Consider the following 19929-nt stretch of genomic DNA (forward strand, 5'->3'; position numbering starts at 1 on the left):
CTATGATAGATATCTGCGTCCGGGCCCAGGGCCCGGCTTTATTTTGCCCTGTGGCGCCCAGGCGCGGCAGGTGACTCCCGGGGCATTGGGCTCATCCATCCGCTGGCCGCTGAGGCAGCGCGGCAGGGGAATGAGCCGGCTCCCGGCAGCATAACCAGCGAGGAAACAGCAAGTATGGTCAAGGTAGACAAACGGCGGATTTTGGCGGTGGGACTGTGCCTGACGGCGTTTTCCGGCGCCGCGCTGGCGGATTCCCTGGATGCCCAGCGCCAGCGTTACCAGCAGATCAAACAGGCGTGGGACAGCAACCAAATGAGCGTGGTGGCGCAGCTGATGCCGACGTTGCGCGATTACCCGCTTTATCCTTATCTGCAGTACCGCGCGCTGACGCAGGATCTCAGCCAGGCCGGGTTCTCGGAAGTGAACGATTTTATCAAGCAAAATCCGACGCTGCCGCCGGCGAAATCGCTGGCGCCGCGCTTCGTCAATGAGCTGGCGCGCCGGGAAGACTGGCGCACCCTGCTGGCGTTCAGCCCGCAGGCTCCCAAACCGGTGGCGGCGCGCTGCAACTATTATTACGCCAAATGGACGACCGGTGACCAGCAGGCGGCCTGGAACGGCGCCGATGAGCTGTGGATGAGCGGCAAAACGCTGCCGGGCGCCTGCGACAAGCTGTTTAGCGTTTGGCAGGGGGCGGGCAAGCAAACGCCGCTGAACACCCTTGAGCGCATGAAGCTGGGGCTGAAAGAGGGCAACAGCGTGTTGGTCAACAGCCTGTATCGCCAGCTGCCGTCGGAATACCAGACCATGGGCGATGCCCTGGTACGCCTGCAGAATGACCCGAGCACGGTAGAGGCCTTCGCCCGCAGCGTGGGGCCGACCGATTTTACCCGCGCCGCCGCCGCCATCGCCTTTGAGCGCCTGGCGCGGCAGGATGCGGAAAACGCCCGGGCGATGATCCCGACTATCGCCCGGCTGCAAAAGATGAGCGACAGCGAACGGTTGGGGCTGGAAGAGGCGGTGGCGTGGCGCCTGATGGGCAGCGACGCCACCTATGAACAGACCCAGTGGCGCGATCGGGTGATCTTGCGCAGCCAGTCGCCGGCGCTGCTGGAGCGGCGGGTGCGCATGGCGCTCGGCAACGGCGATCGGCAGGGCGTGGCCACCTGGCTGGATCGCCTGCCGGCGGAGTCGCGCAATAAGGATGAGTGGCGCTACTGGCGCGCCAGCATGCTGCTGGACGAGGGCAAGCGCAGCGAAGGTGAGGCTATCTTGCGCAGCCTGATGACCGAGCGCGGTTTCTACCCGATGGTGGCGGCGCAAAAGCTGAACGCCACCTATCCGGTGATGGTGGCGGTGGCGGCCAAGCCGCGCGCCTCGCTGGTGGACGGCCCGGAAATCGCCCGGGTGCGGGAGCTGATGTATTGGAATATGGATAACCTGGCGCGCAGCGAGTGGAGCTCGTTTGTCGCCAGCCGCAGCCGGCCTGAGCAAGAGGCGCTGGCTCGTTACGCCTTCGAGCAGAAATGGGCCGATCTCAGCGTGCAGGCGACCATTGTCGGCAAACTGTGGGATCATTTGGAAGAGCGTTTCCCGGTCGCCTGGCCGCAGGAGTTCCGCCGCGCCACCGATGACAAGGGGATAACGCCGAGCTATGCGATGGCGATCGCCCGCCAGGAGAGCGCCTGGAACCCGAAAGCGCAGTCGCCGGTGGGCGCCAGCGGGCTGATGCAGGTGATGCCGCGCACCGCGCAGCATACGGTGCAGATGTTCAATATTCCGGGTTATGCGGGCCCGAGCCAGCTGCTCGATCCGCAGACCAACATCACCATCGGCACCAGCTATCTGGAGTACGTTTACCAGCAGTTCGGCCGCAACCGCATCTTGTCCACGGCGGCCTACAACGCCGGCCCGTCGCGGGTGAATACCTGGCTGGGCAACAGCGCGGGGCGGGTCGATCCGGTGGCGTTCGTTGAGAGCATCCCGTTCTCTGAAACCCGTTCCTACGTCAAGAACGTGCTGGCATACGACGCGTTTTACCGCTACCTGACGCACCGGCCTGCCAAAGTGCTGACCGATGCCGAGTGGCAGCGGCGTTATTGATTTTTGGCGCCCTATGGTATGCTGCTGTACTAGTTAAATAGTATGGTGGCTGCCATGACGCAATTATCGCTAAACGACCCCGCTCTTTCAGAACAAGGCAATGAGGATTGGCTGCGCTTCGTTGCGCTGCTGCAAAATTCGTTCGCTCAAGATTTGCATCAGCCGTTGATGCAGCTGATGCTGACGCCGGATGAACGCACCGCGCTGGGTACGCGGGTGCGGATCATCCAGGAGCTGATGCGCGGCGAAATGAGCCAGCGCGAACTGAAAAATGAGCTGGGGGCGGGAATAGCCACCATCACCCGGGGTTCGAACAGCCTGAAAGCGGCCTCGCCGGCGTTGAAACAGTGGCTGGAACAGCAGTTGCTGGACGGCGCGCAATAGCGTGCGTTATTGGTTGTGCTGTTGGTAAATCGGATTGTGGAACGGCACCAGCGCCAGCAGCAAGGCCTGATGGTAAACGCTGGTGCGGCTCAGGCGGCCATCGGTAAAGATGCCGATCGCGCCGCCCTGGCGCTTCACTTCGGCGTTGCCGGTGATGTCGGCCATTTCGCTGCCCAGTTCGCGGCCGGCGCGAATACCCTGTAAAATGGTTTCGGGCAGCATCAGGCTGGCGGAACGTGACTCGCCGCGGGTATGCGGATTTTCTATCGTCATCCAGGCGAAGGTCATGTTTTCTTCAATTCCGGCTTCGACGCCGACCCAAAAATCGGCTTCCGGCCGCACCTGACGCGCTTCCATCACCCGCTGGCGCGCGCCGGTGCGGGTTTCGTGGTTGCCTATCGGCTGCAGCGAAACGCCGCTGGCGACGTCGACGGATTCAATGCGGCATTGGCCTGCGCCAAAGGCGTCGTCGAAGGCCAATTGAATAGCCTTGATCTTTGCCGGGTTGGTAGTTGCAGCGACAACATGGTACATAACGGGTTCAACATCCTTCTATCCGATACGCCGGGCGATTGCGCAAGCGGCCGCCGGGCGGAGATAAACTCAAGTTTCACGCAGTATAACGGAAAACAAAAATGTTACAGGTATACCTCGTTCGCCATGGCGAAACGGAGTGGAATGCGGCTCGCCGCATCCAGGGCCAGTCTGACAGCGCGTTAACCGCTATGGGTGAACACCAGGCCCATCTGGTTGCCCGGCGCGTCAGCAAAGAGGGCATCACGCACGTTATCACCAGCGATCTGGGGCGCACCCGCCGCACCGCGCAAATCATCGCAGACGCCTGCGGCTGCGAAGTGATTAACGATCCGCGTTTGCGTGAATTGCATATGGGGGTGCTGGAGGAGCGCCTGATCGACAGCCTGACGCCGCAGGAAGAACAGTGGCGCAAGCAGATGGTCGATGGTACTCCTGACGGCCGCATCCCTCAAGGCGAATCCATGGTCGAGCTGGGCGAACGGATGCGCGCTGCGCTGGAAAGCTGCCTGATGTTGCCGGAAGGCAGCAAACCGCTGATCGTCAGCCATGGTATCGCGTTGGGTTGCCTGATCGGCACGGTGTTGGGGTTGCCGGCTTACGCGGAGCGCCGCCTGCGTTTGCGCAACTGTTCGCTGTCGCGCGTCGATCACCAGCAAAGCCCGTGGCTGGCTTCCGGCTGGATCGTTGAAACCGCGGGCGATGTCACGCACCTGGACATGCCCGCGTTGGACGAACTGCAGCGTTAACGACGAATCGGGATCAGATAGTCGCAGTTGATCTCGGTTGGCGGCTGGGGTGGCCGCCGGTCACCCTTCGGATAAAAGCGCTCGATGTCGTGCCCCTTGCGGCGCGTCAGCTTGAGCGTCGGCAGGCAGGTGCCATAGACCATCAGGATAAACTCCTGCAGGCCGGACGTCGGCCCCTCGTAGCTGAACATGGCATACTCGCCGCCCTGCAGCACCAGCGGTTGACCTTCCTGCACTTTCTCCGGCACGTGATGCGGCTCCAGCGCCGTGGTGTACAGCACTTCCTGCTCATCGTCCTTTTCGGGGCTCGGATGTGAATGGTGCAGCCCGTAAAGCACCGGCGGCAGCGTTTCGGCCTCGCCCAGGTACTGGCGCCAGAACTGCGAACGCAGCTCGGTGCGGAATGTGGAGATCTGTTCCAGCGTACAGGAGTAGCTTTGCGTCAGGCCGATCAGATGCTGCTCCGGCAAGGTGACGAATTCCGGCTGCGGCAGGGTAAAGGCCCCCAGACGGATGGGCGGGCAGATACCGAATGAATTCCAGTCTTCGGCGCGGCGATACAGCGCCGGCGTTTGCGCAAACTGTTTCTTGAATGCGCGTGTGAAGGTCTGCTGCGAGTCGAAGCGGTACTGCAGGGCGATATCCAGAATGGGCCGGCTGGTGAGGCGCAGCGCCACGGCAGCCTTGGACAGCCTTCTGGCCCGGATGTAAGCGCCGATGGCGTTACCGGTAATATCTTTGAACATCCGTTGCAGATGCCATTTGGAGTAGCCCGCTTTCGCCGCTACGTTATCCAGCGACAAAGGTTGGTCCAAATGGCTTTCCAGCCAGCTAAGCAGATCACGAATGATACCGGCTTGATCCATAGATCTTCCTCGTAGAGCTTTAGGGTAGGAACCCGAACTGTTGATTCATCACGCTGGTGCTTGCGCTATCAGACCGATCCATGAGCCATTATGCGTTGCACTCTTTGCCTCTTACTACGCGCGTTGCGCTAGAGTTGGATTGGGGCACACCTGGGTGGGCGCAAAGAAAATAACGACGCCGCATAATAGCAATTTTTTTCCTCCGCGACTCTCAAAGATTTTTTCTACGCGTTGTGCTAAAACGGGCGGTGCGGACCAGAAAAATACCGATTCTGTGAGCTAAAACATAAATAATTTTGATCGCCGAGGCTGTTTTTGCAGGCCGGTTTTTGTTGGAGTTAAGTAAATGAAAAAAGGATGGATATTTTTGTTTGGTTTAGTTTGCGCAACGGTAAACAGCGCGCAGGCGGAACAGGTAGGGTCCGTTGATACTGTGTTTAAACTCTTTGGCCCGGACCACAAAATCGTGGTGGAAGCCTTCGACGATCCGGACGTTAAAAATGTAACTTGTTATATCAGCCGCGCCAAAACCGGCGGCATCAAAGGCGGGTTGGGATTGGCGGAGGATACCGCCGATGCGGCCATTTCCTGCCAGCAGGTAGGGCCGATCGCGCTGAGCGACAAGATCAAGACCGGCAAGGCGGAGGGCACGGTGGTGTTCCAAAAGCGCACATCGCTGGTATTCAAGAAGCTGCAGGTCGTGCGTTTTTATGATGCCAAACGCAATGCGCTGGTGTATCTGAGCTACTCCGATCGGGTGGTCGACGGTTCACCGAAGAACGCCCTGAGCGCGGTGCCGATCATCCCCTGGGGTGAAGCCAAATAAAAAAACGGGGTTCAGCATGCTGAACCCCGTTCGTTTTGCAACGGGAAAATTACTCTTCCAGATCGCCGCAGAAGCGGTAGCCTTCGCCGTGAATGGTGGCGATGATTTCCGGCGTGTCCGGCGTCGATTCGAAATGCTTGCGAATGCGGCGGATGGTCACGTCAACGGTGCGGTCATGCGGCTTCAGCTCGCGCCCGGTCATTTTCTTCAGCAGTTCGCCGCGGGACTGGATCTTGCCCGGGTTTTCGCAGAAGTGCAGCATGGCGCGGAATTCACTGCGCGGCAGCTTGTACTGTTCACCGGTCGGGCTAACCAGCGAGCGGCTGTTGATGTCCAGCTCCCAGCCGTTGAACTTGTAGCTCTCAACCAGGCGGCGCTCTTCGCCGACGCTGCCCAGGTTCATGGTGCGCGACAGCAGGTTGCGGGCGCGAATGGTCAATTCACGCGGATTGAACGGTTTGGTGATGTAATCGTCGGCGCCGATTTCCAGGCCGAGGATCTTATCGACTTCGTTATCGCGGCCGGTCAGGAACATCAGCGCGACGCTGGCCTGCTCGCGCAATTCGCGCGCCAGCAGCAGGCCGTTTTTGCCTGGCAGATTGATGTCCATGATGACCAAATTGATATCATTTTCAGACAGGATATTGTGCATCTCTGCACCATCATTGGCTTCATGAACAATGTAGCCTTCCGCCTCGAAAATGCTCTTCAGGGTGTTACGAGTGACTAACTCGTCTTCGACAATCAGAATGTGCGGGGTCTGCATATTTGCTACCTAAAATTGCCAACAAAATAGAAAATAGGAAGTACAGAAGTCTTTGTTTTCTCAGAGGAGGGCAGAGTTCGCGCCGCGTTCCCTCTTACCAAATGACTAAAGTACGTAAACTCGTTCTTGATGCGCTTTCCATCTCATGTCAACAAGATCGCTAGCTTGGTGGGGATGCTACTCCCTACAACCCCAAAGGTGCCAAAACGGCGCATATCCTAACCCTATTAACAGCAATATAACAGCGCGTGCCGAATTCATCACCCAACAAAACTACGGTTTGTTGACATATATCAAATTCAATTGTAGCACGTTAACAGATTTGTGAAAAACACTTACAGATATGCCAGCTTAAGTCACAGAAGCTTAAATTCTGTGAACGATTCAGCATCGCCGGGCCCGATAGGGTACAATTAACCGCTTATTGCTTGGTACGCTTTTTTAACATGTTGATTAATAAAGACAGTAAAACATAAGCGATAATAATGTCCATTACGTAAGGTTTATTCGGCCAATAACCTGTTTAATGTTGTTTGTAGCAATTAAGGCTTTCTTTGTTGCGCAATTGTAAATATAAGCGGGCTGTGCTGAACAGTCAAAACCGCGATCCCTTTTCCGTGGAGTATTGATGCAGCTTCATATTGTTTTAGTCGCGCCGGCCCGGCCGGAAAACGTCGGCGCCGCAGCGCGGGCGATGAAAACCATGGGCTTTACTTCGCTGCGCATCGTCGACAGCGAAGCGCACCTGCAGCCGGCGGCGCGATGGGTGGCGCACGGCGCCGGAGAGATCCTCGACGGCGTGCAAACCTTCGCCACGTTGGCGCAGGCGCTGGCGGATGTCGATTTCACCGTCGCCACCACCGCCCGCAGCCGCGCGCGCTTTCACTATTACTGCACGCCGCCGCAGCTGCTGGAGCAACTGACCGAACGGCGGCAGTGGGTGGGCCAGGCGGCTCTGGTGTTCGGCCGCGAAGACTCCGGCCTGAGCAACGAAGAGCTGGAGCTGGCGGATTTGCTCACCGGCGTGCCGATGCAGGCGGACTACCCTTCGCTGAACCTCGGCCAGGCGGTGATGGTGTATTGCTACCAGCTGGCGCAGTTGATGAACGTCAGCGCGCCGCAGGAACCCGTGGCCAATGCCGGCCAGCTCAATGCGCTGCGTCAACGCGCCGAGGGATTGCTGAGCGCGTTGGGGGTGAGCGACGATCAAAAATTGCGCGATTGGCTGCACCAGCGGCTTGGCGCGCTGCAGCAACGGGATACGGCCATGCTGCACACTTTATTGCACGACATCGAAAAAAAACTCACCAAGTGATCCCCACATGCCCCGGCGGTTATGTAGTGTGATTCACTGCAAAACCGCCGGCAGGCCGTTTTTTTGTTCTGACATTTCGCTTTTCCGCTGTTGCATTGCCCAATTGCGCCGCTGGACAGGAAATAAGCAAAAAAAAGAAATAATTTGACTTGGGATAGCGATTGCTTTAACCAATAGAGGGGACAGAGTATTTAATGAGACAGACAGACGCCATGCGACACATCAGCCTGAACACAACAATTATTACCACCACCGATACCACAGGTAACGGGGCGGGCTGACGCGTACAGGAAACACAGAAAAAAGCCCGCACCTAACCAGTGCGGGCTTTTTTTTCGGCTTAAATTCGGGAGAGATCATAAATGCGAGTGCTGAAATTTGGCGGAACCTCGGTAGCGAATGCGGAACGTTTTCTGCGCGTTGCCGACATCATGGAAAGTAACGCCCGTCAGGGACAGGTGGCCACGGTATTGTCCGCGCCCGCTAAAATCACCAACCATCTGGTGGCGATGATTGAAAAAACGGTAGCGGGTCAGGATATTCTGCCGAATATGAGCGACGCCGAACGCATCTTTGCCGATCTGTTGAGCGGCCTGGCTCAGGCCCTGCCGGGCTTTGAACTCGAGCGCCTGAAAAGCCTGGTCGATCAGGAATTCGCCCAGCTCAAGCAGGTGCTGCACGGGGTGGCGCTGTTGGGGCAATGCCCGGACAGCGTAAACGCCGCAATCATCTGCCGCGGCGAAAAGCTCTCCATCGCTATCATGGAGGGCGTGTTCCAGGCCAAGGGTTTCCCGGTAACGGTGATCAACCCGGTGGAGAAGTTGCTGGCGCAGGGCCATTACCTGGAGTCCACGGTGGATATCGCCGAGTCCACGCTGCGTATCGCCGCGGCGGCGATCCCGGCCGACCACATCGTGCTGATGGCCGGCTTTACCGCCGGCAACGATAAAGGCGAACTGGTGGTGCTGGGGCGCAACGGCTCCGACTATTCCGCCGCGGTGCTGGCCGCCTGCCTGCGCGCCGACTGTTGCGAAATATGGACCGACGTCGACGGCGTTTATACCTGCGACCCGCGTACCGTACCGGACGCCAGGTTGCTGAAATCGATGTCCTACCAGGAGGCGATGGAACTGTCCTATTTCGGCGCCAAAGTTCTTCATCCCCGCACCATCGCCCCCATCGCCCAGTTCCAAATCCCTTGCCTGATCAAAAACACCGCCAATCCGCAGGCCCCCGGCACGCTGATCGGCGGGGAAAGCGTGGATGAAACCATGCCGGTGAAGGGCATCACCAACCTGAACAACATGGCGATGATCAACGTCTCCGGCCCAGGCATGAAGGGCATGGTCGGCATGGCCGCCCGGGTGTTCGCCGTGATGTCGCGCGCCGGCATCTCGGTGGTGCTGATCACCCAGTCCTCTTCCGAATACAGCATCAGCTTCTGCGTGCCGCAAAATGAGCTGCTGCGCGCGCGCCGGGCGCTGGAAGACGAATTCTATCTGGAGCTGAAAGACGGCGTGCTGGAGCCGCTGGACGTGATGGAGAAGCTGGCCGTCATCTCGGTGGTCGGCGACGGCATGCGCACGCTGCGCGGCATCTCCGCCCGCTTCTTCTCTGCGCTGGCGCGCGCCAACATCAATATCGTCGCCATTGCCCAGGGCTCTTCCGAACGCTCCATTTCAGTGGTGGTCAGCAATGATTCCGCCACCACCGGCGTGCGCGTCAGCCACCAAATGCTGTTCAACACCGATCAGGTGATCGAGGTGTTCGTTATCGGCGTCGGCGGCGTCGGCGGCGCCTTGATCGAACAAATTTATCGCCAGCAACCCTGGCTGAAGCAGAAACATATCGACCTGCGGGTATGCGGCATCGCCAACTCGCGCGCCATGCTGACCAACGTGCACGGCATTGCGCTGGAAAGCTGGCGCGACGAGCTGGCGGGCGCGCAGGAGCCGTTCAACCTCGGCCGCCTGATCCGCCTGGTGAAGGAGTACCATCTGCTGAACCCGGTGATCGTCGACTGCACCTCCAGCCAGGCGGTGGCCGATCAGTATGCGGATTTCCTGGCCGACGGTTTCCACGTGGTGACGCCGAACAAGAAGGCCAACACCTCGTCGATGAACTATTATCAACAGCTGCGTACCGCAGCCGCCGGCTCGCGCCGTAAGTTCCTGTACGACACCAACGTCGGCGCCGGTTTGCCGGTGATCGAAAACCTGCAAAACCTGCTGAACGCCGGCGATGAGCTGACGCGTTTTTCCGGCATTCTGTCCGGTTCGCTGTCGTTTATCTTCGGCAAGCTGGACGAAGGCATGTCGCTGTCGGCGGCCACCCAACAGGCCAAGGCCAACGGCTATACCGAGCCGGATCCGCGTGACGATCTGTCCGGCATGGACGTCGCCCGCAAGCTGCTGATCCTGGCGCGCGAAGCCGGTTACAAGCTGGAGCTGAGCGATATCGAGGTTGAATCGGTGCTGCCGCCGTCGTTCGATTCTTCCGGCGACGTGGCAAGCTTTATGGCGCGCCTGCCCGAGCTGGACAAGGAGTTTGCCCGCAACGTGGCCAACGCCGCTGAACAGGGCAAGGTGCTGCGCTACGTCGGGGTGATTGAAGACGGGCGTTGCCAGGTGCGCATCGATGCGGTCGATGGCAACGATCCCTTGTATAAAGTGAAGAACGGCGAGAACGCACTGGCCTTCTACAGCCGTTATTATCAGCCGCTGCCGTTGGTGCTGCGCGGCTATGGCGCCGGTAACGATGTGACCGCGGCGGGCGTATTCGCCGATCTGCTGCGCACACTGTCATGGAAGTTGGGAGTTTAATATGGTTAAGGTGTATGCACCGGCCTCGATTGGCAACGTCAGCGTCGGTTTTGACGTGCTGGGCGCGGCGGTTTCGCCGATCGACGGCACCCTGCTGGGCGACTGCGTCAGCGTTGAAGCCGCCGACGCGTTCAGCCTGCAGAACGCCGGCCGCTTCGTCAGCAAGCTGCCGGACGATCCGAAAGAAAACATTGTCTACCAGTGCTGGGAGCGCTTCTGCCAGGAGATTGGCCGCGAGATCCCGGTAGCGATGCGGCTGGAGAAAAACATGCCGATCGGTTCGGGGCTTGGCTCCAGCGCCTGCTCGGTGGTCGCCGGCCTGATGGCGATGAACGAGTTCTGCGATCGGCCGCTGGACAAAATGACCCTGCTTGGCCTGATGGGCGAGCTGGAAGGGCGCATTTCCGGCAGCGTGCATTACGACAACGTCGCCCCTTGCTACCTGGGCGGCCTGCAGCTGATGCTGGAAGAAGAAGGCTTCATCAGCCAGGAAGTGCCATGCTTTAACGACTGGCTGTGGGTGATGGCCTACCCGGGCATCAAGGTCTCCACCGCCGAAGCGCGCGCAATCTTGCCCGCACAGTACCGTCGTCAGGACTGCATCAGCCATGGCCGTTATCTGGCGGGCTTTATCCACGCCTGCCACACCCGGCAACCGCAGCTGGCCGCCAAGCTGATGCAGGACGTGATCGCCGAACCGTACCGCACCCGCCTGCTGCCGGGCTTTGCCGAAGCGCGCAAGGCCGCGCAGAGCATCGGCGCGCTGGCTTGCGGTATCTCCGGCTCCGGCCCGACGCTGTTCGCCGTGTGCAACGACGGCGCCACCGCGCAACGCATGGCCGACTGGCTGACGAATCACTATCTGCAAAACGACGAAGGTTTTGTTCATATTTGCCGTCTGGATACCGCAGGCGCACGACTACTGGGATAACGCATGAAACTGTACAACCTTAAGGATCACAACGAGCAGGTCAGCTTCGCGCAGGCGATCAAACAGGGCCTGGGCAAGCAGCAGGGGCTGTTTTTCCCGCTGGATCTGCCGGAGTTCGAACTGACTGAAATCGACCATCTGCTGGAGCAGGACTTTGTCACCCGCAGCAGCCGCATTCTGTCGGCGTTTATCGGCGACGAAGTGTCTGAAGAGGCGCTGCATAAGCGCGTGAAGGCCGCATTCGAGTTCCCGGCGCCGGTGGCGCAGGTGGAAGATGACGTAGCCTGCCTGGAGCTGTTCCACGGCCCGACGCTGGCGTTCAAGGACTTCGGCGGCCGTTTCATGGCGCAGATGTTGGCGGAAGTGGCCGGCGATCAGCCGGTGACCATCCTGACCGCCACTTCCGGCGACACCGGTGCCGCCGTGGCGCATGCCTTCTACGGCCTGAAGAACGTGCGCGTGGTCATTCTTTATCCGCAGGGCAAAATCAGCCCGCTGCAGGAAAAACTGTTCTGCACCCTGGGCGGCAATATCCACACCGTGGCGATCGACGGCGACTTCGATGCCTGCCAGGCGCTGGTGAAACAGGCGTTTGACGATGCGGAGCTGAAAGAGGCGCTGCACCTGAACTCGGCTAACTCGATCAACATCAGCCGCCTGCTGGCGCAGATTTGCTACTACTTCGAGGCGGTGGCGCAGCTGCCGCAGGAAGCGCGCAATCAGCTGGTGATTTCGGTGCCGAGCGGCAACTTCGGCGATCTGACCGCCGGCCTGCTGGCGAAATCGCTGGGCCTGCCGGTAAAACGCTTTATCGCCGCCACCAATGCCAACGACACCGTGCCGCGCTTTTTGACCAACGGCCAATGGCAGCCGCACGCCACCGTGGCGACGCTGTCCAACGCCATGGACGTCAGCCAGCCGAACAACTGGCCGCGAGTGGAAGAGCTGTTCCGCCGCAAAATCTGGCAGTTGAAAGAGCTGGGCCACGCGGCGGTGAGCGACGAAACCACCAAGGATACGATGCGCGAGCTGGCCGAACTGGGCTATGTTTCAGAACCGCATGCGGCGATTGCCTACCGCGCGTTGCGCGATCAGCTGCAGGAAGGGGAGTTCGGCCTGTTCCTCGGCACCGCGCATCCGGCCAAGTTTAAAGAGAGCGTGGAAGCGATCCTCGGCCAGGAGCTGCCGCTGCCGAAGGCGCTGGCGCTGCGGGCCGATTTGCCGCTGCTGTCCCACAGCCTGCCGGCCGGCTTCGGCGAACTGCGCAAGTTCCTGATGGCGCTGCCTGCCTGAATCCCTGAGCCATAATGAAAAAGCCGTCTTGCGACTAACACCGATCGGTTAAGCAAAATGATCGGTTGAACGATCCGGTGGGTAGACGACAATAGCCTCATCAATTCTCTGATGGGGCTTTTTTATGCTTTCAACCTGGCTTGACGATACCCAGACCTGGGCTGAACCCGTTTCACTTTCCTGTTTTCAGCGTGCCATTCCCCTTGAGTGGATTTCTCAGGTCCTTGATTCCACGAATAAAGCCAGTATCCGTAAACGTAAACTCCCCGCAGAACTCGTGGTCTGGCTGATTGTGGGCATGGGCCTGTACCGCGACCGCTCCATCACGGACGTTGTGACAAAACTCGACCTCGTCCTGAGTTCGCAGGAAGGTGAGACTCTCGCTGCCAGCTCCATTGCCCAGGCACGCCAGCGGTTGAGCGATGAACCGCTTCGGGAGCTCTTCACCCTGACGGCCAGCCACTGGACTCAACAGGAAGATAAGGATGACCTCTGGCACGGACTGCGGCTGTTCGCCGTTGATGGCACCCTTTTTCGCACACCCGATACGCCCGAACTTGCAGACCATTTTGAGTACATAAAGCATCGTCCGGACAGACACACTGAGTACCCGATGGTCAGGCTGTGCGCCATGATGTCGCTGCGCAGCCGGTTGATCCATGACGTGAAATTCGGGCCGGCAAATACCGGCGAAGTCAGTTACGCGAAGCAATTATCGCCGCAGGCGAAAAGCCTGACGCTGTTTGACCGCTGCTATTTATCCGCAGAGTTACTGATTAACTGGCAACGCAGACAGAACGATGCGCACTGGCTGGTTCCCCTGAAGGGAAACACGAAATACCGTGTAGTGGAAACGTTCGGAGAAGGAGACCATCTGGTGGAGATGCAGGTCTCACCGCAGGCCCGAAAACAGGACAGCTCGCTGCCTGAATACTGGCAGGCCCGGCTAATAGAATGTGAAGATGAATCAGGCCATTACAAAGGTTTTATCAGCTCTTTGAGCGAGCCGGAGCTGTATCCGGCAGACTCGCTGCGTTATGTGTATCAGGAGCGGTGGAGCATAGAAAATGGCTACGGAGAGCTGAAACAGTTCCAGCTGAGCACAGCGACGTTGCTGCGCAGCCAGAAAGTGAGCGGGATTTACCAGGAAATCTGGGGTCTGTTGACGGCCTATAATCTGGTCAGAATGGAGATGAGTCAGATAGCACGGGAAGCAAAAGTGCCGCCACTGCGGATAAGCTTCGTGATGGCGATGAGACTGATCCAGGATGAACTCATCTGGTGTTCACTGAGTAAACCAGGGACGATCCCGACGAAGCTGAAGAAAATGCGGGAGAATGTGAAGCAATTTATCCTGCCAGAAAAGAGAAAACGGCCCAAAAAGAGGACCGTTCGAATCTCAAAAACCCAGTATCCCGTTCACTCAAAACATCTTAAGTGAACGGTGTTAGTCTTGCGACGGCTTTTTTTATTGCCGTTCGGGGCGTTTGAACACCAGCTCGTTGCCCTGTGAGCCCGCTTCGTCGAAGGCGTAACCTTCCAAATTGAAATCCGCCAGCTGGTCGCTGCGCGTCAGGCGGTTCTTGATGATAAAACGGCTCATTAGCCCGCGCGCCTTCTTGGCGTAGAAGCTGATCACTTTGTATTTGCCGTTCTTCTCATCGAGGAACACCGGCTTGAGCAGCGTGCCGTGCAGCTTGGCCGGCTTCACCGACCTGAAGTACTCGTCGGAAGCCAGGTTCACCACCACGTCGTCCCCCTGCTGCGCCAGCGCTTCGTTCAGCTTTTTGGTGATGTGATCGCCCCAGAAGCTGTACAGATCCTTGCCTTTGGCGTTTTCCAGCTTGATGCCCATCTCCAGCCGGTAAGGCATCATCAGATCGAGCGGGCGCAACACGCCGTACAGGCCGGAAAGCATGCGCAGGTGCTGTTGGGCGAAATCGAAGTCGGCTTCGCTGAAGTCATGCGCCTGCAGGCCGGTATAGACATCGCCCTTAAACGCCAGCAGCGCCTGGCGGGCGTTGTCCGGGGTGAATTTGGGCTGCCAGTCGCTAAAGCGCGCGGCATTCAGCCCGGCCAGCTTGTCGCTGATGCTCATCAGGCTGGAAATTTGCGCCGGCGTCAGCGTGCGGCAGATTTTGATAAGCGCCTTCGACTTATCCAGCAGCTCAGGTTGCGTGAAGCGTTCTGTCGCCAGCGGGCTTTCATAATCAAGTGTTTTAGCAGGTGAAATAATAACGAGCATGGCCAGATCCTGTTTATCCAAGTGCGGATACTGTAGCAAAAAGCGCGGCAAAAAGGGGCAATTGGTCTGATAGGCCGGGCGCGTGCGGTTCGCGCCCCGCCTATATCAATCAGCGTGGCGGCTGGTGGTGGTCCCAGACGCCGGGCGCCAGCTGCGACTTCAGCTCCGGGTAGCGGCTGACGTCGAAGGTGGGCAATTTGCCGATGCGGCGCTGGTGGTTGTAGTCATCGGCCAGCTTCAACGCCACCCGCGACAGCAGCAGGATCGCCGTCAGGTTGGTGATGGCCATCAGCGCCATTGAGGTATCCGCCATCTTCCACACCAGCGGCAGCTCGGCCAGTGCGCCGAACATCACCATCCCCAGCGCCACGCAGCGGAAAATCAGCAGCCCGCCCGGATGATTGTGCTCGAGGAACACCAGATTGCTCTCGGCGTAGGCGTAGTTGGCGATGATCGAGGTAAAAGCGAAGAAGAAAATGGCGATGGCGACAAAGGGCGAGCCCCAGCTGCCGACGGCGGCGGACAGCGCCCGCTGGGTCAGGTCGATGCCGCTGACCGGGGCGTCAGGCTGGGCCAGCATGCCGGAAGAGAGAATAATCGCTGCGGTGGCGCTGCAGATGACGATGGTGTCGATGAACACGCCGAGCATTTGCACGTAGCCCTGCGAGGCGGGATGAGGCGGATAAGGGGAGGCGGAGGCCGCCGCATTGGGCGCCGAGCCCATGCCGGCTTCGTTGGAGAACAGCCCGCGCTGCACCCCCTGAGTCATGGCCTGGGAAATGCCGTAACCGACCGCGCCGGCCGCCGCTTCCTGCAGGCCGAAGGCGCTCTTGAACACCAGCATCAGGATGGCCGGCATATGTTCTATGTTGTGGCCAATCACCCAAAACGCCAGCAGCAGGTAGGCCCCGGCCATCAGCGGCACCACCAGCTCCGCCACCCGGGCGATGGAGCGGATGCCGCCGAAGATCACCACGCCGCTGAGCACCGCCAGGCCGATGCCGACGTGCAGCGGTTTCAGGTTGAAGGCGACGGCGGAAGCCTGGGCGATGGAGTTGGCCTGCACGGCGTTGAACACCAGGCCAAAGGCGATTATCAGGAAGATGGAAAACAGCACGCCCATCCAGCGCATGCCCAGCCCTTTTTCCATATAGTAGGCCGGTCCACCGCGATAGCTGCCGCGGTCGTCCTTGGTTTTGTACAGCTGCGCCAATGTGCTTTCGACAAAAGAGGTGGCCATGCCGATAAAGGCCACTACCCACATCCAGAAGATGGCGCCTGGGCCGCCGGCAGTGAGGGCGATAGCCACGCCGGTCAGGTTGCCGGTGCCGACGCGCGCCGCCAGGGTGGTGCACAGCGCCTGGAAGGAGGAGATGCCGGCGCTGTCGCTCTTGTTGCTGTTTTTCAGCACCGAGAACATATGGCTGAAGTGGCGCAGCTGGATAAAGCGCGTGCGCAGCGTAAAGTAAATGCCCGTGCCGAGCAGCAGATAGATCAGTACCGAACCCCACAAGATATTGTTTATAAAATTCATCAGGTCCGTCACAGGATCCCTCCTTCATCGAAATTTAATGCACGCCACACGGCATCCACCCTGGGCGAAAATACATTGGTTCAGTTTTTACAAGAGCTTAGCCGAACAGAGGCCGGCTTTTAGGAATTGAGATTTTTCTCAGATTCTCAAACGAATTGCATCATTTTTTGCGAATTTAACATAATTTCTTCTACCGATAGCACGTTATTGCCTTTTCATCAGCTCGGTAATGACGAAAGATATCAGCGTAAACGGTTGCTCGACCACGGATAAAACAGACGCCGCCAGGCCGCGACTTTCCAGCCTTGCACCGGGCCTTGCGCATGTTATTATCAGGGAAGGGCATGGTTGAACAATGCCAAAAGTTCATGCACAAACGATGAGATAATGCCAACATGACCGATAAATTAACTTCCCTGCGCCAGCTCACCACGGTGGTTGCGGATACGGGCGATATCGCGGCAATGAAGCTGTATCAACCGCAAGACGCCACAACCAACCCTTCGCTGATCCTCAACGCAGCCCAAATTCCTGAATACCGCAAACTGATTGATGAAGCCATCGCCTGGGCGCGCGAGCAGAGCAGCGATCGCGAGCAGCAGATCGCCGACGCCGCCGACAAGCTGGCGGTCAATATCGGTTTGGAAATCCTGAAGCTGGTCCCAGGCCGCATCTCCACCGAAGTGGACGCGCGCCTGTCTTACGACACCGTGGCCAGCGTCGCCAAGGCCAAGCGCCTGATCAAACTGTACAACGAAGCCGGCATCAGCAACGATCGCATCCTGATCAAACTGGCCTCTACCTGGCAGGGCATCCGCGCGGCGGAGCAGCTGGAGAAAGAAGGCATCAACTGTAACCTGACGCTGCTGTTCTCCTTCGCGCAGGCGCGCGCCTGCGCCGAAGCCGGCGTTTACCTGATCTCGCCGTTCGTCGGCCGCATCCTCGACTGGTACAAAGCGAACGGCGACAAGAAAGAGTTCGCGCCGCACGAAGATCCGGGCGTGGTTTCCGTTACCGAGATCTACCAGTACTACAAACAGCACGGTTACAACACCGTGGTGATGGGCGCCAGCTTCCGTAACGTCGGCGAGATCATCGAGCTGGCCGGTTGCGACCGTCTGACCATCGCCCCCGCATTGCTCAAAGAGCTGGCGGAAAGCGAAGGCGCGCTGGAGCGTAAACTGTCTTACACCGGTGAAGTGAAAGCGCGCCCAACCGCGCTGACCGAGCCTGAGTTCTACTGGCAGCACAACCAGGATCCGATGGCGGTTGAGAAACTGACCGACGGCATCCGCAAGTTCGCCGTAGACCAGGGCAAACTGGAAAAAATGATCGCCGACCTGCTGTAATTTCGGCAGTCAGCGCAATAAAAGGCGGCTCAGGCCGCCTTTTTTTATGCCTGCAGATCCTTACGGCAGGCTGACGCTTTATACTTTCAGCATCATTAACAGGGCGGGAGCGAACCCGCCCGGACCCCATCAGGCTGTAGAGGTTACGCATGGACATATTACGTATTGGTTTGGTTTCCGTTTCCGACCGCGCTTCGGGCGGCGTTTACCAGGACAAGGGCATTCCGGCGCTGGAAGAGTGGCTGACGAGCGCGCTGGCGACGCCGTTCAAACTGGAAACCCGCTTGATCCCCGACGAACAGACGCTGATCGAGCATACGCTTTGCGAGCTGGTGGATGAGATGGGCTGCCACCTGGTGCTGACCACCGGCGGCACCGGCCCGGCGCGGCGCGACGTGACCCCGGACGCCACCCTGGCGGTAGCCGATCGCGTGATGCCCGGCTTCGGCGAGCAAATGCGGCAAATCAGCCTACACTATGTGCCAACGGCGATTCTTTCACGCCAGGTGGGCGCGATCCGCAAGCAGGCGCTGATCGTCAACCTGCCCGGGCAGCCGAAGTCAATCAAGGAAACGTTGGAAGGGGTGAGGGATGAGCAGGGCAAGACGGTAGTGCACGGCATTTTCGCCAGCGTGCCTTATTGCATTCAACTGCTCGAAGGGCCTTACGTGGAGACGCAGCCGGCGGTGGTAGCAGCATTTCGCCCGAAGAACGCGCGCCGCGAGATAAACCTCTAAATTTCAGCGATCTGTGAGATTAGCTTCAGTCCGTCTGGTGTGAAAATAATTTGCCGCTATAGTAAGGATTCGTTTACAGAAAGCCTGCGGCTTTTATTTTTACAGCCTTCTCCGACGGTACCCTATGCCTCACGACAATAATCGCCGGTTAAACCGGCAAGACTATAAAACGCTGACGCTGGCCGCGCTGGGCGGCGCGCTGGAGTTTTACGACTTCATCATTTTCGTCTTTTTTGCCGCGGTGGTCGGCGAGCTGTTCTTCCCGGCGGATATGCCCGACTGGCTGCGGCTGGTGCAAACCTTCGGCATCTTCGCCGCCGGCTATCTGGCCCGGCCGCTGGGGGGCATCGTGATGGCGCACTTCGGCGATCTGGTCGGCCGCAAAAAGATGTTTACCCTGAGCATACTGCTGATGGCGTTGCCGACCCTGGCGATGGGCCTGCTGCCAACCTACGCCGGCATCGGCATCGCCGCACCGCTGCTGCTGCTGCTGATGCGCGTGTTGCAGGGGGCGGCGATCGGCGGTGAAGTGCCGGGCGCCTGGGTGTTTGTCGCCGAACACGTGCCGCGCCGCCGCATCGGCTTCGCCTGCGGCACCCTGACTGCCGGGCTGACCGTCGGCATTCTGCTCGGCTCGCTGGTAGCGACGGTCATCAACACCACGCTCAGCCAGCAGACCATCCTTGACGGCGGCTGGCGCATTCCTTTCCTGCTGGGCGGCATGTTCGGCCTGGTGGCGATGTACCTGCGCCGTTGGCTGCAGGAGACGCCGATCTTCATCGAAATGCAGGCGCGTAAAGCGCTGGCGGAAGAGCTGCCGCTGAAATCGGTGGTGCTCAACCACAAGAAAGAGGTGGCGGTATCGATGCTGCTGACCTGGCTGCTGTCGGCCGGCATCGTGGTGGTGATCCTGATGACGCCGACCTACCTGCAAAAACAGTACGGCATCGCGCCGGCGCTGACGCTGCAGGCCAACAGCATCGCCACTATTATGCTGATCGCCGGTTGCATCATCGCCGGGCTGGCGGCCGATCGCTTTGGCGCCAGCAAAACCCTGATCGTCGGCAGCCTGCTGCTGGCAGGCTGCAGCTGGCTGTTCTATCAAACGGTGGGCGTTCACCCGGAAATGCTGTTCGCCTGCTATGCGCTGGTGGGCTTCAGCGTAGGCGTGGTGGGGGTTGTGCCCTACGTGATGGTGCGGGCGTTTCCGGCGGAAGTGCGATTTACCGGGATTTCGTTCTCATATAACCTTTCGTACGCCATTTTTGGCGGTTTAACCCCAATATTTGTGACCCTGATCATGAAGTTGACCCCGTTAGCACCCGCTTACTATGTGCTGGCGCTGTCGGGTATCGGGCTGCTGCTCGGCTTCTACCTGCATCGCGATCTGAACGGCGAAGCCGGCGGGCGGCGAGCCGGCTCCTACAGCTGAAAAAAAGCCCTGCGATGCAGGGCTTGTTGGTTTGGACGGGCGG

At 59.1% G+C, this 19929-nt stretch carries 18 protein-coding genes and 1 other annotated feature; of the genes, 13 read left to right on the forward strand and 5 right to left on the reverse strand.

Annotation, left to right across the window (positions count from 1 at the left end):
* Positions 1 to 174: 174 nt before the first annotated feature.
* Together sltY and trpR are read left to right on the forward strand one after the other, a co-directional pair.
* Positions 175 to 2103 (forward strand): murein transglycosylase, encoded by a 1929-nt coding sequence (gene sltY, locus KHA73_RS02925; RefSeq protein ID WP_234588580.1) that lies wholly within the window; start codon positions 175 to 177, stop codon positions 2101 to 2103.
* 54 nt (positions 2104 to 2157) lie between these two features.
* Positions 2158 to 2487 (forward strand): trp operon repressor, encoded by a 330-nt coding sequence (trpR, locus tag KHA73_RS02930; RefSeq protein ID WP_234588597.1) that lies wholly within the window; start codon positions 2158 to 2160, stop codon positions 2485 to 2487.
* A gap of 6 nt (positions 2488 to 2493) precedes the next feature.
* Here trpR and yjjX read toward each other — a convergent pair whose 3' ends face one another.
* Positions 2494 to 3021 carry an inosine/xanthosine triphosphatase gene (yjjX, locus tag KHA73_RS02935; RefSeq protein WP_234588599.1) on the reverse strand — a complete coding sequence of 176 codons (528 nt, stop codon included), beginning with the start codon at positions 3019 to 3021 and terminating at the stop codon, positions 2494 to 2496.
* Positions 3022 to 3122: 101 nt separating this feature from the next.
* Between yjjX and gpmB the strand changes: the two genes are divergently transcribed.
* Positions 3123 to 3770, forward strand: a complete 648-nt coding sequence (gene gpmB, locus KHA73_RS02940) for a 2,3-diphosphoglycerate-dependent phosphoglycerate mutase GpmB (protein ID WP_234588601.1) — start codon at positions 3123 to 3125, stop codon at positions 3768 to 3770.
* Here the strand turns inward: gpmB and robA are convergent.
* Positions 3767 to 4636 carry an MDR efflux pump AcrAB transcriptional activator RobA gene (gene robA, locus KHA73_RS02945; protein ID WP_234588602.1) on the reverse strand — a complete coding sequence of 290 codons (870 nt, stop codon included), beginning with the start codon at positions 4634 to 4636 and terminating at the stop codon, positions 3767 to 3769. The two genes, gpmB and robA, sit on opposite strands and share 4 nt — an antisense overlap.
* A 346-nt stretch (positions 4637 to 4982) precedes the next feature.
* On the opposite strand from robA, the gene creA reads away from it, so the two are divergent.
* Positions 4983 to 5462, forward strand: a complete 480-nt coding sequence (gene creA, locus KHA73_RS02950) for a protein CreA (protein WP_234588604.1) — start codon at positions 4983 to 4985, stop codon at positions 5460 to 5462.
* Between the two features lie 49 nt (positions 5463 to 5511).
* Here the strand turns inward: creA and arcA are convergent, their stop codons facing one another.
* Complete coding sequence (gene arcA / locus KHA73_RS02955; protein ID WP_234588605.1) at positions 5512 to 6228, reverse strand: two-component system response regulator ArcA; 717 nt, start codon at positions 6226 to 6228, stop codon at positions 5512 to 5514.
* A gap of 628 nt (positions 6229 to 6856) precedes the next feature.
* Between arcA and KHA73_RS02960 the strand changes: the two genes are divergently transcribed.
* The 6 genes from KHA73_RS02960 to KHA73_RS02985 all read left to right on the forward strand — a co-directional run bounded on the left by KHA73_RS02960 (position 6857) and on the right by KHA73_RS02985 (position 14030).
* Positions 6857 to 7543 carry a tRNA/rRNA methyltransferase gene (locus tag KHA73_RS02960; RefSeq protein WP_234588607.1) on the forward strand — a complete coding sequence of 229 codons (687 nt, stop codon included), beginning with the start codon at positions 6857 to 6859 and terminating at the stop codon, positions 7541 to 7543.
* A gap of 212 nt (positions 7544 to 7755) precedes the next feature.
* Entirely contained in the window at positions 7756 to 7824 is a 69-nt protein-coding gene (thrL, locus tag KHA73_RS02965; protein WP_101815025.1) for a thr operon leader peptide, read from the forward strand.
* Positions 7763 to 7880 (forward strand) — a sequence feature (Thr leader region). It overlaps the preceding gene by 62 nt.
* A 25-nt stretch (positions 7881 to 7905) precedes the next feature.
* Complete coding sequence (gene thrA, locus KHA73_RS02970; protein WP_234588609.1) at positions 7906 to 10365, forward strand: bifunctional aspartate kinase/homoserine dehydrogenase I; 2460 nt, start codon at positions 7906 to 7908, stop codon at positions 10363 to 10365.
* A gap of 1 nt (position 10366) precedes the next feature.
* Positions 10367 to 11296, forward strand: a complete 930-nt coding sequence (gene thrB, locus KHA73_RS02975; protein WP_234588611.1) for a homoserine kinase — start codon at positions 10367 to 10369, stop codon at positions 11294 to 11296.
* Between the two features lie 3 nt (positions 11297 to 11299).
* A complete protein-coding gene (thrC, locus tag KHA73_RS02980; RefSeq protein ID WP_234588613.1) occupies positions 11300 to 12589 on the forward strand; it encodes a threonine synthase in 1290 nt (429 codons plus the stop codon).
* A gap of 124 nt (positions 12590 to 12713) precedes the next feature.
* Entirely contained in the window at positions 12714 to 14030 is a 1317-nt protein-coding gene (locus KHA73_RS02985) for an IS4 family transposase (protein WP_234584928.1), read from the forward strand.
* Positions 14031 to 14057: 27 nt separating this feature from the next.
* On the opposite strand, the gene yaaA is transcribed toward KHA73_RS02985, so the two are convergent.
* Positions 14058 to 14834 carry a peroxide stress protein YaaA gene (gene yaaA, locus KHA73_RS02990; RefSeq protein WP_234588614.1) on the reverse strand — a complete coding sequence of 259 codons (777 nt, stop codon included), beginning with the start codon at positions 14832 to 14834 and terminating at the stop codon, positions 14058 to 14060.
* A 109-nt stretch (positions 14835 to 14943) separates the two neighbouring features.
* Positions 14944 to 16380, reverse strand: a complete 1437-nt coding sequence (locus KHA73_RS02995; protein ID WP_234588616.1) for an alanine/glycine:cation symporter family protein — start codon at positions 16378 to 16380, stop codon at positions 14944 to 14946.
* Between the two features lie 383 nt (positions 16381 to 16763).
* Here KHA73_RS02995 and tal point away from each other — a divergent pair, with 383 nt between their 5' ends.
* From tal to KHA73_RS03010, 3 genes are all read left to right on the forward strand, one after another.
* Positions 16764 to 17717 carry a transaldolase gene (tal, locus tag KHA73_RS03000; protein ID WP_234588618.1) on the forward strand — a complete coding sequence of 318 codons (954 nt, stop codon included), beginning with the start codon at positions 16764 to 16766 and terminating at the stop codon, positions 17715 to 17717.
* 149 nt (positions 17718 to 17866) lie between these two features.
* The gene (gene mog, locus KHA73_RS03005; RefSeq protein WP_234588620.1) at positions 17867 to 18454 is read left to right on the forward strand and encodes a molybdopterin adenylyltransferase; all 588 of its coding nucleotides are present in this window, start codon (positions 17867 to 17869) and stop codon (positions 18452 to 18454) included.
* A 124-nt stretch (positions 18455 to 18578) separates the two neighbouring features.
* Positions 18579 to 19886 (forward strand): MFS transporter, encoded by a 1308-nt coding sequence (locus KHA73_RS03010; protein ID WP_234588630.1) that lies wholly within the window; start codon positions 18579 to 18581, stop codon positions 19884 to 19886.
* Positions 19887 to 19929 lie beyond the last annotated feature (43 nt).

The sequence above is a fragment of the Serratia entomophila genome (assembly GCF_021462285.1).
Lineage (GTDB): Bacteria > Pseudomonadota > Gammaproteobacteria > Enterobacterales > Enterobacteriaceae > Serratia > Serratia entomophila.

Coding starts and splice junctions, on each gene's coding strand:
- thrC (WP_234588613.1), top strand. CDS start 11,300: ATGAAACTGTACAACCTTAAGGATCACAACGAGCAGGTCAGCTTCGCG.
- KHA73_RS03010 (WP_234588630.1), top strand. CDS start 18,579: ATGCCTCACGACAATAATCGCCGGTTAAACCGGCAAGACTATAAAACG.
- gpmB (WP_234588601.1), top strand. CDS start 3,123: ATGTTACAGGTATACCTCGTTCGCCATGGCGAAACGGAGTGGAATGCG.
- mog (WP_234588620.1), top strand. CDS start 17,867: ATGGACATATTACGTATTGGTTTGGTTTCCGTTTCCGACCGCGCTTCG.
- KHA73_RS02960 (WP_234588607.1), top strand. CDS start 6,857: ATGCAGCTTCATATTGTTTTAGTCGCGCCGGCCCGGCCGGAAAACGTC.
- thrA (WP_234588609.1), top strand. CDS start 7,906: ATGCGAGTGCTGAAATTTGGCGGAACCTCGGTAGCGAATGCGGAACGT.
- creA (WP_234588604.1), top strand. CDS start 4,983: ATGAAAAAAGGATGGATATTTTTGTTTGGTTTAGTTTGCGCAACGGTA.
- KHA73_RS02985 (WP_234584928.1), top strand. CDS start 12,714: ATGCTTTCAACCTGGCTTGACGATACCCAGACCTGGGCTGAACCCGTT.
- thrB (WP_234588611.1), top strand. CDS start 10,367: ATGGTTAAGGTGTATGCACCGGCCTCGATTGGCAACGTCAGCGTCGGT.
- yaaA (WP_234588614.1), bottom strand. CDS start 14,834: ATGCTCGTTATTATTTCACCTGCTAAAACACTTGATTATGAAAGCCCG.
- robA (WP_234588602.1), bottom strand. CDS start 4,636: ATGGATCAAGCCGGTATCATTCGTGATCTGCTTAGCTGGCTGGAAAGC.
- tal (WP_234588618.1), top strand. CDS start 16,764: ATGACCGATAAATTAACTTCCCTGCGCCAGCTCACCACGGTGGTTGCG.
- trpR (WP_234588597.1), top strand. CDS start 2,158: ATGACGCAATTATCGCTAAACGACCCCGCTCTTTCAGAACAAGGCAAT.
- sltY (WP_234588580.1), top strand. CDS start 175: ATGGTCAAGGTAGACAAACGGCGGATTTTGGCGGTGGGACTGTGCCTG.
- arcA (WP_234588605.1), bottom strand. CDS start 6,228: ATGCAGACCCCGCACATTCTGATTGTCGAAGACGAGTTAGTCACTCGT.
- yjjX (WP_234588599.1), bottom strand. CDS start 3,021: ATGTACCATGTTGTCGCTGCAACTACCAACCCGGCAAAGATCAAGGCT.